Annotated in this window: 17 protein-coding genes and 1 pseudogene; 6 read left to right on the top strand and 12 right to left on the bottom strand. The window is 63.2% G+C overall.

Annotated elements, in window-relative coordinates; all coding sequences use genetic code 11:
* Positions 1-21 precede the first annotated feature (21 nt).
* Positions 22-732 (bottom strand): mobilization protein, encoded by a 711-nt coding sequence (locus tag ACK41V_RS03280; RefSeq protein WP_409777757.1) that lies wholly within the window; start codon positions 730-732, stop codon positions 22-24.
* A gap of 334 nt (positions 733-1,066) precedes the next feature.
* Here ACK41V_RS03280 and metG point away from each other — a divergent pair, with 334 nt between their 5' ends.
* Positions 1,067-3,238, top strand: coding sequence for a methionine--tRNA ligase (gene metG / locus ACK41V_RS03275; RefSeq protein ID WP_409777754.1), 2,172 nt, complete (start codon positions 1,067-1,069; stop codon positions 3,236-3,238).
* Between the two features lie 187 nt (positions 3,239-3,425).
* On the opposite strand, the gene ACK41V_RS03270 is transcribed toward metG, so the two are convergent.
* From ACK41V_RS03270 to ACK41V_RS03230, 9 genes and pseudogenes are all read right to left on the bottom strand, one after another.
* On the bottom strand, positions 3,426-3,614 hold the full coding sequence (locus tag ACK41V_RS03270; protein ID WP_409777751.1) for a hypothetical protein: 189 nt from the start codon (positions 3,612-3,614) through the stop codon (positions 3,426-3,428).
* A 60-nt stretch (positions 3,615-3,674) separates the two neighbouring features.
* Entirely contained in the window at positions 3,675-4,016 is a 342-nt protein-coding gene (locus tag ACK41V_RS03265; protein WP_409777748.1) for a hypothetical protein, read from the bottom strand.
* Positions 4,013-4,468, bottom strand: a complete 456-nt coding sequence (locus ACK41V_RS03260) for a hypothetical protein (RefSeq protein WP_409777745.1) — start codon at positions 4,466-4,468, stop codon at positions 4,013-4,015. Before ACK41V_RS03260 ends, ACK41V_RS03265 begins: the two co-directional genes overlap by 4 nt.
* A gap of 564 nt (positions 4,469-5,032) precedes the next feature.
* Positions 5,033-5,623: a nucleotidyltransferase family protein gene (locus ACK41V_RS03255; protein ID WP_409777743.1), complete on the bottom strand. Its 591-nt coding sequence runs from the start codon at positions 5,621-5,623 to the stop codon at positions 5,033-5,035.
* Entirely contained in the window at positions 5,620-6,018 is a 399-nt protein-coding gene (locus ACK41V_RS03250) for a DUF6896 domain-containing protein (RefSeq protein WP_409777741.1), read from the bottom strand. Before ACK41V_RS03250 ends, ACK41V_RS03255 begins: the two co-directional genes overlap by 4 nt.
* A 334-nt stretch (positions 6,019-6,352) precedes the next feature.
* Positions 6,353-6,622, bottom strand: a pseudogene (locus tag ACK41V_RS03245) (YitT family protein); the annotation flags it as partial.
* Between the two features lie 158 nt (positions 6,623-6,780).
* On the bottom strand, positions 6,781-7,410 hold the full coding sequence (locus tag ACK41V_RS03240; protein WP_409777739.1) for a DUF2306 domain-containing protein: 630 nt from the start codon (positions 7,408-7,410) through the stop codon (positions 6,781-6,783).
* Between the two features lie 61 nt (positions 7,411-7,471).
* A complete protein-coding gene (locus tag ACK41V_RS03235; RefSeq protein ID WP_409777736.1) occupies positions 7,472-8,902 on the bottom strand; it encodes an ATP-binding protein in 1,431 nt (476 codons plus the stop codon).
* On the bottom strand, positions 8,899-9,558 hold the full coding sequence (locus ACK41V_RS03230; protein WP_409777734.1) for a response regulator: 660 nt from the start codon (positions 9,556-9,558) through the stop codon (positions 8,899-8,901). The genes ACK41V_RS03235 and ACK41V_RS03230 overlap by 4 nt, the downstream gene beginning before the upstream one ends.
* 278 nt (positions 9,559-9,836) lie before the next feature.
* Here ACK41V_RS03230 and ACK41V_RS03225 point away from each other — a divergent pair, with 278 nt between their 5' ends.
* The gene (locus tag ACK41V_RS03225) at positions 9,837-10,649 is read left to right on the top strand and encodes a MipA/OmpV family protein (RefSeq protein WP_409777732.1); all 813 of its coding nucleotides are present in this window, start codon (positions 9,837-9,839) and stop codon (positions 10,647-10,649) included.
* Between the two features lie 30 nt (positions 10,650-10,679).
* On the opposite strand, the gene ACK41V_RS03220 is transcribed toward ACK41V_RS03225, so the two are convergent.
* Positions 10,680-11,327: a YitT family protein gene (locus ACK41V_RS03220; RefSeq protein ID WP_409777730.1), complete on the bottom strand. Its 648-nt coding sequence runs from the start codon at positions 11,325-11,327 to the stop codon at positions 10,680-10,682.
* Positions 11,328-11,794: 467 nt separating this feature from the next.
* Between ACK41V_RS03220 and ACK41V_RS03215 the strand changes: the two genes are divergently transcribed.
* Complete coding sequence (locus ACK41V_RS03215) at positions 11,795-13,501, top strand: SulP family inorganic anion transporter (RefSeq protein ID WP_409777728.1); 1,707 nt, start codon at positions 11,795-11,797, stop codon at positions 13,499-13,501.
* Positions 13,502-13,524: 23 nt separating this feature from the next.
* Here the strand turns inward: ACK41V_RS03215 and ACK41V_RS03210 are convergent, their stop codons facing one another.
* Complete coding sequence (locus ACK41V_RS03210) at positions 13,525-14,037, bottom strand: outer membrane protein assembly factor BamE (RefSeq protein ID WP_409777725.1); 513 nt, start codon at positions 14,035-14,037, stop codon at positions 13,525-13,527.
* 77 nt (positions 14,038-14,114) lie between these two features.
* Between ACK41V_RS03210 and ACK41V_RS03205 the strand changes: the two genes are divergently transcribed.
* From ACK41V_RS03205 to ACK41V_RS03195, 3 genes are all read left to right on the top strand, one after another.
* Positions 14,115-14,321 (top strand): DUF3460 family protein, encoded by a 207-nt coding sequence (locus ACK41V_RS03205; protein WP_409777722.1) that lies wholly within the window; start codon positions 14,115-14,117, stop codon positions 14,319-14,321.
* A 64-nt stretch (positions 14,322-14,385) separates the two neighbouring features.
* Positions 14,386-15,249: a segregation and condensation protein A gene (locus tag ACK41V_RS03200; protein WP_409777719.1), complete on the top strand. Its 864-nt coding sequence runs from the start codon at positions 14,386-14,388 to the stop codon at positions 15,247-15,249.
* Between the two features lie 65 nt (positions 15,250-15,314).
* The coding region (locus ACK41V_RS03195) for an FAD-dependent oxidoreductase (protein ID WP_409777716.1) at positions 15,315-16,040 on the top strand (726 nt) is incomplete at its 3' end.

The following is a 16,040-nucleotide window of genomic DNA, read 5'->3' as shown; positions in this document are numbered from 1 at the left end:
GCACAGCCGTTGCGCCCAAGGTCAGGCGCCCAGCGGCAGGGTGTCCAGGGCGGCGTAGGCGTTCTTGAGCCAGGTTTTCACCCGCTGGCGCTCCAGCATGCCCAGGGCGTCCACTCCGGTGGTGGCGTGGGCGGCCGCCCAGAAGCTGGCGTTTTGCCGGTCGATCTTGCGCATGCTGGCCTCGTGCAACTGCGCGAGTTCAATCACATGGCCGCCCAGCGCCTGGGCTTTCTTGAGCGCGCCCGAGGCTTCTAGCTGCGAAAAATCGCTGCCTCGGCCCTTGTTCTTCACCACGATGTAGTTGGGGCCCACACCATAGGTGGCCACCAGGCGGTCCAGCAGATCCACCGAATCCTTGCCCGCATCCGCCACGTGCCAAAAGTTGACCGACACCCCCATGCTGGCCATCAGCGGCACCAGGTCCGAGTCGTGCACCCAGCGCGCCAAAGGGGCAGCCGTCTGGGCAGCCAGATCGACGATGACATGGGGCATGGGGCCCACCGCGGGCGGGGCCTCGTACACGCTGGCAATCGAATCGAGCCCTTCGTAGGTGTCGACCACCACCGGTGCGGCGTAGTCGGCATAAAACCGGGCGAAGGAGGTGTGCGAGCGGTCGGTGTCAAAGCCGGTAAAAGCGCGCCCCTGGTCGATGAAATACTGCGCCAGCAGCCGTGCCACCACAGACTTGCCGACCCCGCCTTTTTCGCCGCCGATGAAATTGATGGATGCCATGGGTTTCCTTGAACAGACTGTGAATATAGACAAAGCAAGACGCGTGCTAGTGCAGTGTTTCATGCTTGATGGCACAAATAAAAAGGATGGATTTTTGGCTCTAGCAAGGCGCAAACCGGAGCGATACCGGGTGTATCGCGAGGATTTGCAACGCTGCCAGGGGCGAAAAGACGCCTTTTTATGTGCCGGATAGCGTGAAACACTGCACTAGCGCTATTCACCCCATCTTTCCACAGCAAAGCCCACCCCCGCCACACCCACCAAGGCACGGCGCCACAAAACACGGGTCACCAACCGCCTAAAATCGCGGGTTCCGCCTGAGAAAGCCGCTTTCATGACGTCATCCGCCCGCAAACTCTTCGTAACCACCGCCCTGCCGTATGCCAACGGCAACTTCCACATCGGCCACATCATGGAATACATCCAGGCCGACATCTGGGTGCGGTACCAGCGCATGCAGGGCAATGCCGTCAATTTTGTGGGTGCCGACGACACCCACGGCGCGCCCATCATGATTGCCGCCGAAAAGGCGGGCAAGACGCCCCAGCAGTTCGTGGCCGACATTGCCGCGGGCCGCAAGCAGTACCTGGATGGTTTTCACATCAGCTTTGACAACTGGCACAGCACCGATGCGCCCGAAAACCACGACCTGGCCCGCCAGATCTACCGCGACCTGCGCGACCGTGCCGATGGCAGCCTGATCGAAGTGCGCACCATCGAACAGTTCTTCGACCCCGAGAAGAACATGTTCTTGCCCGACCGATACATCAAGGGCGAATGCCCCAAGTGCCACTCCAAGGACCAGTACGGCGACAACTGTGAGGTGTGTGGCGCGGTGTATGCGCCCACCGACCTGATCAACCCGTTCTCGGCCCTGTCGGGTGCCAAGCCGGAGCTGAAGAACTCCGAGCACTTCTTCTTCAAGCTCTCTGACCCGCGCTGCGTGGAGTTTCTGGAAAAGTGGACCCAGGACGGCAAGCTGCAGCCCGAGGTGGCCAACAAGATCAAGGAATGGTTCAGCGTTCGCACCAACCCCAATGGCACGCAAAGCGAAGGCCTGGGCGACTGGGACATCAGCCGCGACGCACCCTACTTCGGCATCGAGATCCCGGACGCGCCGGGCAAATACTTCTACGTGTGGCTGGATGCCCCCGTGGGCTACCTGGCCTCGCTGAAGAACCTGCTCGAAAAGCGCGGCGAAAGCTACGACGCCTACATGGCCGACCCCACCATGGAGCAGTACCACTTCATCGGCAAAGACATCGTCACCTTCCACACACTGTTCTGGCCCGCCATGCTGCACTTCAGCGGCCGCAAAACGCCCAACAACGTGTTCGTGCACGGCTTTTTGACCGTAAACAATGGCGAGAAGATGAGCAAGAGCCGGGGCACGGGCCTGGACCCGCTCAAGTACCTGAGCCTGGGCATGAACGCCGAATGGCTGCGCTACTACCTGGCGGCCAAGCTGTCGGCACGCAATGAAGACATGGACTTCAACGCCGAAGATTTCATGCTGCGGGTGAACAGCAACTTAATTGGCAAATACGTCAATATCGCCAGTCGCTGCGCCAAGTTCATCAATGACAAGTTCGACGGAAAGCTCACGAGCGTTACCGCCTCTGAACTACCAGACGAAATTCGTTCAGCGACTCCTCCTCACAAAGAGTCAGATGGCATCGGCTCCAGAGGCCCAATTGCCCCGCTGATGAACGCGGAGAGGGTCGCGCAGGAGGTTGTTGGGCTTTACGAAGCGCGAGAGTACGCAAAAGCGATTCGGCTGGTTTCTGAATTGCTCGACACATGCAACGAGTACATCGACATTCACGCCCCCTGGGTACTCGCCAAGCAGGAAGGAGCAGAAGCACGTTTGCAGGGTGTCTGCACCGTCGCGCTCAATGTCTTTAAGACCGCCACGCTGTGCCTGAAGCCCGTTCTGCCAGCTACAGCCCAATTAGTTGAATCCTTCCTCAAGATCGATGAACTGTCATGGACCGGTGGCGGCGCACTCGACCTTCCGGCGAACCATCAAATCGGCACGTACGAGCATCTCATGAAGCGCGTTGACGCTAAACAGCTTGAAGCATTGTTTGAACCTCCAGCCCAGACAGACCAAGCGCAGGCAGCTACTGAAACCGTAGCAGCGCCCGGCGGAGAAGAACTCGCCCCCACCATCACCATCGACGACTTCACCAAGATCGACCTGCGCATCGCGTTGATCGTGAACTGCGAGCCGGTGGAAGGCTCCACCAAGCTGCTGCGCCTGACGCTGGATGTGGGCGAGGGACGCCATCGCAACGTCTTCAGCGGCATCGCCAGCGCCTACAAGCCGGAGGACCTGGTCGGCAAACACACCGTGATGGTGGCCAACCTCGCGCCGCGTAAGATGAAGTTCGGTGTCAGCGAAGGGATGGTGCTGGCCGCCAGCCACGGCGACGAGAAGGCCAACCCGGGCATCTACGTGCTGAACCCCTGGCCAGGCGCAACGCCGGGCATGCGGGTGCGGTGAGCGGCGGGGCTTGGGCTAGGTAGTTAACTGTGGGGCACCTGCACAGGCAAGTGACTTAACCCCAGGCTGGGATGCCGCATTAGCCTCGGCCGGTCCAGTTGAGCGAGGGCTCAAGCCTTATTCGCCACCCCAGGTACACGGAGCAAAGCCGCTGACCTGGGTGATGCGCGCCTTCCGGGCGTATGTTTCAGTGGCCGAGGGTATCTCCGACCAGAACGGAGAAATCCGACAGTTCAGCGGCGACCTTGGCTTGCCAGCAATCGGCTTTGGCAAGGCTCGGAGGCGGGTCGATCTTCACCGCCGGTTGGGCTTCGTCCAGCTTGATGCGGGCGAAGTTTGTCTTGAAGAAATGCCCACTGCTTTGAAGCGTGTCCATGCCAGGGCGAAACTCCCCTCGCCGCCATCGTTGGGCTCAAACCCGGAGCGTGCCCCGTGCTTACAGGTTGCCAGCCACATACACAGCGCCGTAAATGCTGGCCTGGTCTGCAGACACCACAGCCGCCAGGCGACCCGCATGGCGGCTGTCCAGCAGCGCGGCATCGCCCCGCGTGGCGATCTTGGTGTTGCTTCTGATCGAGCGGACCTCCAAGGTGGGCGGAAGCACTGCGGTCAACGCGAGGTGCGTGATCTCGCAGCGGTCGCCTTGAGCGCACGCAACTCTTACGCAGTCCTGGGCGAGTGCCACCTGCGCAGGGGCGAGAAGCAGAGTGGACAGGAGGAGGTACCGAGTCATGAGGCCCTGCGCCAACGCCAGGATGGTTGCAACGACACGCTTCATTTAGGTTCTCGAACGGGAAATTTCTCCAGAATGGCCCGGCATGAATTGATGATCTCAGGCAGGTAAGACTGGTCCATCTCGTCTTTGTATTCGTGCGTTTCGGAGCAGTGATCTGGCGTTACTGACAGCGACACGCCGATGTGGCCATTGGTCAACGCCGAGAGTTCAGCGGCGAGGTAAGGCTCCATGCAATTAAGCCCGGCCTTGCCACTTAACGTCGAGTACATGCGTTCGCAGCCACTCAAAAAACCTGCCAATTCATCCAGCCGGACACAAGAATCGTTCTGAATCCGAACCGCCGAATGTGGATAGATGCAGTAGGCGGTCACTCGCAGCCAGTTCCCATCCCAATAGTCTGTCGCTGCAGGAAACTGCCGCCCGTGAACCCACAGTCTGAGACCGCAGATCGTGAGGTCCGCATCACCAAGTTGTTCAAGTTCTCGAAAATTCATGGGGTAAGGATCAACGTGAAGATGACCGGCGGACGATGAGAGGAGTCAACGCAAACAGCGGCCACCCCTCCGCATCCGAGCTGTTCAACAAGCGAGACCTTTCCGGTGCCATCGTTATGGCCTGTCCTTCGGGTCCATCGAGTAAACCTGAAAATATGCGGGTTCGGGCAATCCAGACCTGGGCATACGGCAGTTCTTAAACCAGACCCAAACTGTCTGTCCCACCTTCAGGCCCACGGGATCACCATCCCCACCGAACGCCGTGAACACGGTTCCCGCTGTAGGCATCGCCACACTGGTGCGGCGCTGGTCCTTGCGCAGTATCTGAACCTCGCCTGGACGAATGAGGACGATAGTTCCGTGAAGGTTTTCCCGGGAAGGCGTCTCGCCACCACCATCAGGCAAGGGCAGCACGCACTTCGCTGCGAACGCCAAGCCGTGCAGAAGGGTAAGGGCCAGGAAAGAGGTTGTGTATGCTATCGAGCTTATTGCGAGTGGCATTTGACAAGTGAAGCGGCGCCCTGCTTACCGGATGCCGCCCTATTGAAGTTTAGTAGGCATTTCTTACGATGCTTCCAAGACCCTGACCTGAGGCCAGCGCTCGGCAAAGCGTTTTTTGGCAACTCTTTGAGTAAAGACTGCGCTGGATACGCGACTGGGATTCCGGCGAACGATCATTTCAAAGAGATCGGTTAAGCCGTGCGGCGCGATTACTTCAATTTCTCCTGAACCAGAGAGCGTGACACCAACGCAGGTAGCCACTTCGGGCCAAGAAGCAATGCCTTCCGCCAGTGACCGAAATGGTTGGCCCACCTGCGTGGCGTGAGACTGGACCCAGCGGTGAACACCCGCCTGATTGACCGCCTCCCAGTTGAAGCCTGGCTCTGCGAGGGTGAGCCTGTCGTTGATGGCTCGCTCAAACTCTTGGGAAAGGTTACTTGCGTCGAAGAACACGACGTCTATGTCTTCGGCCGGGGTTTCCGTTTTAAAGCCATGCAAGTGATCCCATACGAGATTGCGAACGGCGCCCGCGCCGATGCACCAAGAACTCAGCTTCAAGCTTCTCGCCGCTTGAAGGGCAGTCATGAAGCCGCTCGACTTGAACGCGAGGACTATGAGCTGCGCTTCAAGAGCTGCTTCGCTACGGATACTCATGCGCGGAGGTTGTGAAGGATGTAACCGGAGTAGATCAGCGAACCAGCCGCGACTTCGGCTTTGAAACAGGCATCTAGCTCTGCCTCCGAGCGGAATCCGTACTGACCAAGTTTCCCGCCTGCGAAGCGGGAGAGGCGCCAAACATCAAAGCCATTGATCTGCCCAGTTTCTCCGAAATCGAAGGCCACCGTACCTCGCTTGAGATGGACCGCGCAACCATAGCCATGTTTGAAATACTTCACTCCGCCGGGGAGTACGCCAGTCCCAGGTATTCCGTTACACGCCCATTCTGTGTTGCTACCGGGTCGGCCAATGCCGCCCTGCTCCAGAAGCCTCACAGCGGAGCACACCAAAGCAATGTAGTCGTCAATGAGGGTGGCTAGCCGCTGGTCCATGGCACCTAAAGTGATATTCCCCGAAAATCCTGCGAAACAAACTGGACCATGGGAGATATTCGAGACACCGGCTCCGCCTGAAAGTGGCTCGCAGCCGGGGTTTTCGGCGGACGCACGGTACAAGAGCCGGGATAAAGATGCCGACCAAACCCGGCAGAAATTCACGTGCAGAACTATAGCTTCCAGGCGACCTTGATTCAGACTCCGCAGGGGCACGCACGACGCCAAGCCAGATCGCATCAGTTACCGCGTGCTCTCCGGCAGCATTGCGGCTCTCCAGCTTCATCACCCCGCCGGCCCCATGCGTCCTTGCGCGCGCTTTGGACACCCGCCATCAATGCCCCACGTAACGCCCCGGCCGGTGGCTGATCCACAAAAACCCGCTGATCACCAGCACTGCCAGCACCGAATACGCCACGCGGTCCACCGGCACAACGAACAGGGCCAGCAACACCAACGTGCCGTCAATCATCATCTGCACCTTGCCTGCGCGCATGCCATACCGTGCCTGCAGGTACAGCGACACCACCGTGGCGCCGCCCAGGCTGGATCGGTGGCGTGCCAGAAACAGCCAGCAAGTGCCCAGTAGGAGCCCGCCCAACAACATCTTCGTGCACGGCTTCCTGACCGCAAACAACGGCGAGAAGACGGGTAAGAGCCGCGCGGCACCAGCCAATCCCGGCATGCGCGTGCGCTAAACCGCGCGGCGAAGCGCCCCGCAATCTGTTGCGGTGCACCCCAACCCTGCAGCTCCCCCCTTCATCAGGCGACGCTGAGCGGTGACAACCGCTGGTGCAGTGACCGCCGCAGATACCACTCGGCACCCAGCAGATTGGGCACCCAGCAGAGCCAGGCGATGAAGGGGTACGACAGCTGCTCGTCGATGCCCGCAGCCATGCTGGCGCCCAGGTAGATGCGCAGCGTGATGGCCGCCGCCGTGAGCGCATAGCTGCGGATCATCCAGCGCCGATGCTCCGCAAAGCGCCGCTGCAGAGCGCAGGCCACGCCCATGCCTGTCGTCACCACCCATGCCAGGCCCAGGGCAAAAAACCCGGTGGCCGCCACGGTGCCCGTCATGGTGTGCACAGCCATGGGCAGCGATGAAAGCCAGGCCACGGCAATGGCCAGCGCGTACCCACGGCCTGTCCAGCGGTGGACAGCCGGAAAACGGCTGCGCAGCCAAGCCACAAACTGCAGCGGGCCCAGCATCAGTGCCAGCGAAGCACTGACCGCATGCACGATGAACGCCTGGCGCGACAGCTGCAGGCTGGGCAGATCCAGCGGAAAGGGCATGCCAGGCAACGCATAGCGCAGCGAGAAGAGGCCCACTGCAAGGGCTGACAGCGGCAGAAGGCCCCAGGCCAGCGTTGCAAGGGGGTGGCGTGTTTTCATGACTAAAACTTTCGAGAGGATGAAGGTTCATCCACTCTAGAAAGCGAGACTCAGCCCAGCATTAGCACCGACTTAGCGCTGAATGAGCCAGGCCCTCGGCCCCCAGATACACCCGCGCCACGAGTCCGGCAGCGCCGTCGTCCCGCGCACGCAATTCCACGCGCAACCCCTGCCGCAGCGCGGCGGCCCGGGTGATGGACAGGCCCAGCCCGCTGCCATCGGCCGTGGTGCCGGGCACGCGGAAGAAGCGGTCAAATACCCGATCGACCAGTTCAGGGGGAATGCCCGGTCCGCTGTCCACCACGTCCACCACGGCCCCTTCCTCCAGGCGGTACAGGCGCACCTCGACCGAGCCGCCTTCTGGCGTGTAGCGCAGTGCGTTGTCGAGCAGGTTGTCAAACACGCTGCGCAGGTCTCCGGCGGAGGCCTGAACGATCACCTGGTCCGCACCTTCAAACCCCACTTCGATCTGCCGCTGGTCTGCCAGTGGCATCAGCTGCCCCACGCTGTCGCGCAGCAAGGCGGTGATGTCTACGGCGGCCAGCGGCTGGGAGGACGCGGGCGCCTCCTGCCTTGACAGGCGAAGGAGCTGGCCGATCAGGTGCTGCGCGCGCCGCATGCCAGCGTCTAGCTGCGCGAACTGCTGCTGCGCCTCGCCCGACGGCACCCAAGGGCGCAAGTTCTCCATCTGCAACGCCATGGCGGCCATGGGGGTGCGCAGCTCGTGTGCAGCGTCCTGCACAAAACGGCGCTGGGCGGCAAAAGATTCGCCCAGCCGCGCCAGCAGGGCGTTGAAGGACAACACCAGCGGTACGATTTCTTCGGGCACCCGGTCTGTCGGACCCATCGGGATGGCGCCCAGGCTGCGGTCGTCCCGCTGCGCAACCTCGTCGGCCACACGGCGCAGCGAGCGCGATGCCCGCCCCACCACCCACCACAACGTGAACAGCAAAGCGGGCACCAGCACGGCCAGCGGCAGCAGCACGTACAAGGTGCGCCCCAGCACCTCTTCGCGCAGGAACTGCTCGCTCTGCAGCACCTGCACCCGGTGCCGACCGGGCCCCGCGGGCGCTGCGGCAAATACGCGCCAACCGTATTCCCACGCAGAACCCGGCCGTACCAGCGAATGGCCCACAGCGGCCTGCAAGGGCACAGCGACATCGGGACTGGAGGTGGCCAGCAAACGTCCGTCTGCGGACCACACCTGCACCACCAGTGCGCCCCAGCGCACGATGTTTTCTTCGTCCAGCACCGGCAGGGCCTGCGGCGCATCACCCGCGTCGCTCGGCACATGGGACCGGGCCAGCACCTCCATCTGGTTCTTCATAAACGTCTGCAGCAGGTAGCCGTAGCTGGCGTAAAACGCCCCGCCCGCCACCACGGCGCCCACCAGCACCCAGGGCGTCAGCCACAAAAGCAGTTGCCCCCGCAGCGAACGGGGTTGGTACCAGCGGGCGGAGGCATCCGCCTGCTGCGGTGTGCCGCCCGTCATGGCGCCGCCACCCGCCAGCCCAGGCCGCGCACATTGCGGATCGCGTCGGGCCCAAGCTTGCGGCGCATGCCGTGGATCAGCACGTCCACGGCATTGCTGCTGACCTCTTCGCCCCAGCCGTAGATGCGGTTCTCCAGCTGCTCGCGCGACAGGATGGCGCCGGGGCGCTCCAGCAGCGCATGCAGCAGCGCAAATTCGCGCGCCGTGAGCGCGTCGCGCACGCCACCCAGCAACACCTCGCGCGTGGCCAGGTCCAGCTGCACGGCCCCATTGCCCACGATGGACTGGGCCACACCGCTGCGCCGACGCACCACGGCGCGCATGCGCGCCAGCAGCTCCGGCACTTCAAAGGGTTTGAGCAGGTAATCGTCCGCACCGATATCCAGCCCCAGGATGCGGTCATCCAGCCCGTCGCGCGCGGTGAGCACGACTACGGGGGTGAGGTCACCACGCGCACGGGCGCGGCGCAGCACCTCGGTGCCGTCCAGCCCGGGCAAGCCCAGGTCCAGCAGCACGCAGCGGTAGTCGCCATCGGCCAACGCGCTGTGGGCCAGGGCGCCATCGCGCACCCAGTCCACCGACCAGCCCGCACCCTTGAGCGCGTGCGAAAGGCTGCGCCCGATCATGTCGTCATCTTCCACCAGCAGTACACGCAACAGGGTCTCCTTGGGGATGGTGGGCCAGAGCGTAACGCGGGTTTCTTAGCAGGGGATGAGCACGGCAGGTGTTGTGCAGACCATGCGGGCCCACAACGCTTTCCCGGCAAAGACCGCAAAAGCCCCGCTAACGCGGCACTAAGAAACGGCTTTTACAGTGCCCTGGCCAGCCGCGTTCGGCCAGATTTTTCTGCGCCGCACGCTCACACCGGGGCGCCAAAGTGTCCACGGCTGGCCGCCTTGCCTTCGTACTTCATTCTTTTGTGGACATCTCAACCATGCCGTTTTTTGCCGCTGTATTTTCTGCTGCCCGTTGCCTGGCGCAGGTTCCCCGTCTCGCCACCGTGGCGTCCGTGGCCGCCACACTGGCGCTGGTGGCCCCTGCCAGCGCCTGTGCTCAGTCGACCACCGATGCCTCGGCGTCTGCCTGGGGCCTCGGCCTGGCCGTGAGCGCCGACCGCAAGCCGTACCGCGACTTTGATGACAAGGTGCAGCCACTGCCCCTGCTGACCTACGAAAACCGCTGGATCAGCATTGCCGGTCCGGGTGTGGACTTCAAGCTGCCCTCGGTGGGCCCTGTGGGACTGCGGCTGCGGTCGCGCTTTGGGTTTGAGGGCTATGAAGCCAAGGATTCGCCCTGGCTGGCGGGCATGAACGAGCGCAAGGGCAGCGTGTGGCTGGGCGCCGCCGCCACCTGGCACACCGACGCCGTGCAACTGTCTGCCGAACTGCTGGCCGATGCATCGGGCCACAGCAAGGGGCGGCAGTTCACGCTCAAGGCCGATCGCCGCTTTCAGGTGGGCGCGTTCGACATCACGCCACGCCTCGCGGTACAGCAGCAGGACCGCAAGTATGTGGACTACTACTACGGCGTGGAGAGCAGCGAGGCCTTGCTGGCCCGCCCCGCCTACGAGGGCAGTTCAGCCGTCAACCTGCAAGTCGGCGTGCGGGTGGGCTACACGCTGGCACCCCGCCAGTGGCTGTTTGTGGACGTGAGCACCACCCGCCTGGGCAGCAGCATCCGCAACAGCCCCTTGGTCAACCGGTCGAGTCAGCCAGCGGTAACGGCAGGGTTTCTGTACCGGTTCTGACCCCGGCCAACGGCGGGGCCCGCCGCACGCTCACTCTGCGGTGTAGCGCCCTGGCCGATGGCTGATCCACAAAAACCCGCTCATCACCAGCACCGCCAGCACCGAATACGCCACGCGGTCCACCGGCACCACGAACAGGGCCAGCAGCACCACCGTGCCGTCAATCATCATCTGCACCTTGCCTGCGCGCATGCCATACCGTGCCTGCAGGTACAGCGACACCACGGTGGCGCCACCCAGGCTGGATCGGTGGCGCGCCAAAAACAGGCAACCCGTGCCCAGCAGCAGCCCGCCCAGCAGCGAGGCAAACAACGGGTTCAGGTAGTCCACATGCATCACGTGCGGGAAGAGTTCGGTCAGCAGCGACAGCAGGGCCACGCAGACAAACGTTTTGATGGTGAACTCGCGGCCCATGCGGGTCCACGCAAACCAGTAGAACGGCAGGTTGACCACAAAAAAGAGCTTGCCGAACGAGATGCCCGTGATGTAGTGCAGCAAAAACGCCACCCCCGCCGTGCCGCCCACCAGCAAGCCCGCCTGGTTGAACAGCATGAGCGCCATCGCCACAAACAAGGTGCCGGCGAACAGCGCCTGCGCGTCTTCAAACATGCCGTGGCGTAGCGAAGGCGTGGGGGGAATGACGGGCGGTTGCATGGCAGGGGGTGGAGTGTCGTGCATAGGGGCGGGTGGTGCGGTGCCGGGCGGTATCTGCCTGGGGGCACTGCTAGCAAGCAACGCGCCAATCAAGGAAAGGGGTGGACGGAGGATATGCGACGCCTGTGCGGCATGCCGAGGAGTTTGCAAGGGCAGCCGCGCAGCCACTCCATCGATCATCCTTTTCGAACCATTTTTAAGTGTTTTAGGCCTCTAGCGCTTATCCATCAAGCGCTACCAGCTATCAATTGTGTAGTGTTTACCGCACAACGCTGACACGACGCTGAAGCCGCTGTGCGGAGTGGTGGCGCTCTGGCGCCGCAGGAGTTGCCATCGGTTGCACATTAAGAAGTGCTCACTACACTGAACGCCTCCATGTCAGAACCCCAGCCCATAGCTCTCTGCAGCGCACCGTGCGCACGCGGGGGCAGCCCTCCGAGCTGAACGCGCCGCGCCCCACACGCCCACCGTTCACACGCCCCGGAGCCTTCATGCAGTTTTCCACCGCCTTTCGCCCCCGCCTGATCGACGCCCTGCGCGGCTACACCAAAACCCGCTGTCTGGCCGACGTGGGCGCGGGGGTGACGGTGGGCATCGTGGCGCTGCCGCTGGCCATGGCGTTTGCGATTGCGAGTGGCCTCAAGCCCGAGGCGGGGCTGTGGACGGCCATCATTGCGGGTTTTTTGATATCGGCCCTGGGCGGCACCAATGCGCAGATTGGCGGGCCTGCGGGCGCTTTTATCGTCATCGTCTACGGCATTGTGGAGCGCTATGGCGTAGCCAACCTGCTGATCTCCACCGCCTGCGCGGGCGTGATTTTGGTGCTACTGGGGCTGTTTCGCCTGGGCACGCTGGTGCGGTTTGTGCCAGTCAGCATCGTGATCGGGTTTACCAACGGCATTGCGGTGCTGATTGCGCTGTCGCAGGTCAAGGACTGGCTGGGGCTGTCGATTGACCGGATGCCAGGCAACTTCTTCTCGCAGGTCGCCACAGTGGCGCAGCACATCGACACCTTCAACCCCTACGCCTTTGCGCTGGGGCTGGCCTGTGTGGCGCTGCTGTTTGTCTGGCCGCGGCTGTTCCTCAAGGACTCGCCCGTGATCCGGTTGCTGGAAGGCCACAAGGTGCGCCAGTTTGCGCGGGTGCCCGCGCCCGTGGTGGCGCTGGTGGTGCTGAGCCTGCTGGCCTGGGCGTTCAGCTTTCCGGTGGAGACGATCGGGTCGCGGTTTGGCGGCATTCCGCAAGGGCTGCCCGTGTTTGCGCTGCCCGCTTTTTCGTGGGAGACGGTGCGGCTGCTGGTCACGCCCACCCTGACGATTGCCCTGCTGGGCGCCATCGAATCCCTGCTGTGCGCCCGCGTGGCCGACCAGCTGGCCACCGACCCGCACCACAAAAAACACGACCCCAACCAGGAACTGATGGCCCAGGGCGCGGCCAACATGATCGTGCCGTTTTTTGGTGGCATGCCCGCCACCGGCACCATTGCGCGCACGGTGACCAACATCCGCTCGGGCGCCACGTCGCCCGTGGCGGGCATGGTGCACGCGGCCACGCTGGCGCTGATCGTGTTGGTGGGGGCGCCGCTGGCGCTGCACATCCCGCTGGCGGTGCTGGCGGGCATCCTGCTGTTCGTGGCCTGGAACATGGGTGAGTGGCACGAATTTGCGCGCCTCAAACACTTCAGCAACCACTACCGGCTGCTGATGCTGAGCACGTTTTTTCTCACCGTGGTGTTTGACCTGACCGTAGCGGTGGAGGTGGGCCTGTTCATGGCCTGCGCGCTGTTTGTGCGCCGCATGAGCGGGCTGTTCCGGGCCGAGCGCCAGCCCGATGTGGCGCCACTGCCGCCCACCGATCTGGCCGCGCAGGCACCGTCGGCCGCCGTTCACCCCGTCCACCCCGTTGCCACCTGGCGCCTGCATGGCGCGCTGTTCTTTGGTGCCGCGGCCAAGGTCGACCCCATCATTCAAGCGATAGAGACCGGCCCGCACGGCACGGATGTGGTGCTGGACGCCTGCGAGCTGGTGGCGTTGGACACCACCGGGCTGGACGCGCTGGAGCAGATCCTGAAAGCCGTGGCCGCGCGCGGCGGGCGGCTGAGCGTGGTCCACCTGCACGAACAACCGCGCTCGCTCATCGAACGCTCGGGGTTTGCCCACCGGCTGGCGGCGCAGGGCGGTGCGTCGGTGGACGTGTAGGGCTTTCGCTCCGCTATCTCTGTCTACTTGCCGCCTTTGAACTCCGGTGCATCCGTGTCGGCACCCGTCTGGGTGCGCACCACCACCTGCCCCGGCCCATAGACCACGGTGAACACTTGGGCCTGGTTGGACGCCTGCAAAAACCGCCAGTCCGCCCAGGTTTCATTCTTCAGTTCATACGGAGTGACCTTGGCGGGCTTGCCCAGCAGGCGGCGCACCTCGTCCATGCGCATGCCGGGCACCACGCGCGCAAAGTTCTCGGGGGTCAGCACCTGGCGCACCGCGGTCAAACGCCCATCGGCACCGAGGGTGATCATGTAGTTGACCTGGCCCGCGGGCTGGCGGTTGTATTCAAAGGTGCGGGCGCCGCCGGGCTCGTCCCACACGTTTTCGGGGGCGCCAAAGCGGTCGCGCACGTCCGCCTCGGTAGAGACGCCTGGCTGCAGTTCGCTGATGCGCTGGGGGTCGCAGGCGGCGAGCGCCAGCAGGGAAAAGGCGGCGGCTGCGAAGGCCGCGGCGCGATATATCAAGGGCATAAGTTCGTCCCGGTAAAATCTTGGACCTTTGGTGCGTCACTGTGCCTGACGCGAACCAAGAAAGAGATTAACAGTCCATGTCCATCTTCCGCCGCCCCGACTACCAGTCCGACACCACCCAGTTCATCAACCAGCTCAAGGCCAGCAAGCCCGAACTGGAAGCCGAACAGCTCGCAGGCCGCGCCCTGCTGTGGGACAAGGCCGTGGACCGCAAGATCTGGGTCGAGTACCGCGATGGCCAGGTCGAACAAAAGCCGTACGTCTACCAGACGAACGCAGAATAAGCATCAAATTGGCCTCTAGCGCTTATCCAATAAGCGCTAGTAGCTATATTTAGCATAGCAATTCATGACCACTGCGAGCCAAGCCAAGGCCGCCGACTCGCAAGGCGCGCAAGCGCTGGACGCGGGCGGCATGCCCGTGGTGGTCGACCAGGTGGCGCTGGCGCGGCTGTATGGCGAACCGCTGTTCGCCATGCCTACCGACCTGTACATCCCGCCCGATGCATTGGAAGTCTTCCTGGAAGCCTTTGAAGGCCCGCTGGACTTGCTGCTGTACCTGATCCGCAAGCAGAACTTCAACATTCTTGACATCCCCATGGCGGGGTTGACGCGCCAATACCTGAGCTATGTGGACGAGATCCGCAGCCGCAACCTGGAGCTGGCCGCCGAGTACCTGCTGATGGCGGCCATGCTGATCGAGATCAAGTCGCGCATGCTGCTGCCGCCCAAGAAGCAGGCCGAGGGCGAAGAACCTGAAGACCCGCGCGCAGCCCTGGTGCGCCGCCTGCTCGAATACGAGCAGATGAAGATGGCCGCCATGCGCCTGTCGCAGGTGCCGCAATACGGGCGCGACTTTCTGAAGGCGCAGGTGTACATCGAGCAAAGCCTGCAGCCGCGCTTTCCGGATGTGCATGTGGTGGAGCTGCAAGACGCCTGGCGCGACATCTTGAAGCGCGCCAAGCTTGTGCAGCACCACCGGATCACGCGCGAAGAACTCAGCGTGCGCGAATACATGAGCATGGTGCTCAAAACCTTGCAGGGCCGACGTTTTGTGGAGTTTGAAGAACTCTTCGAGCCCGAAAAAGGCAGCACCGTGCTGGTGGTGACCTTCATCGCCCTGCTGGAACTGGCCAAAGAGACGCTGATCGAGATCACGCAGGCCGAGGCGTTTGCGCCCATCTACGTGCGCCTGGCCTACACGCCGGTGTAGCGGCCCGTCCAGTGTTCACCGCCCTGGCCGGTGGCCGTGGCCCTTTACCCCTTTGAAAACAAGCCATGGCATCCCACGACTTTGACGTTCTCATCGTAGGCAGCGGCCTCGCTGGCCTCTCTGCCGCCCTGCACCTGGCGCCCACACACCGCGTGGCGGTGATCACCAAGCGCGCGCTGCAGGATGGATCGAGCGGCTGGGCCCAGGGCGGTATTGCCGCCGTGCTGGCCGATGACGATAGTTTTGCCGCGCACATCGAAGACACGCTGGTGGCGGGCGCGGGCCTGTGCGACCTGGCCGCCACGCGTTTTGTGGTGGAAAACGCCCCCGCCTCCATCGACTGGCTGCGCGAGCTGGGCGTGCCCTTCACGCTCGAAGGCGACCAGCTGCATTTGACGCGCGAAGGCGGCCACAGCGCGCGCCGCATTGCGCACGTGACCGACGCCACCGGCGCGGCGGTGCAACGCACCCTCATCGACGTGGTGCGCGCCACGCCCGGCATCACGCTGTTGGAGCAGCACACGCTGGTGGACCTGATCACCACGCGCAAGCTGGGCTTGCCCGGCAACCGTTGCCTGGGCCTGTATGCGCTGGACAGCGACACCGACGAGGTTGTGACCTTCCGCGCGCCGCAGACCATTCTGGCCACGGGCGGCGCGGGCAAGGTGTACCTGTACACCACCAACCCCGACACCGCCACGGGCGACGGCATTGCCGCCGCCTGGCGCGCGGGCTGCCGTGTGGCCAACATGGAATTCATCCAGTTCCACCCCACGGGGCTGTACCACCCG

Source organism: Acidovorax sp., assembly GCF_046291265.1.
Classification (GTDB): domain Bacteria; phylum Pseudomonadota; class Gammaproteobacteria; order Burkholderiales; family Burkholderiaceae_C; genus Acidovorax.
Note: the sequence above shows the minus strand (reverse complement) of the source record. Positions and strands in the feature narration are given on the sequence as shown.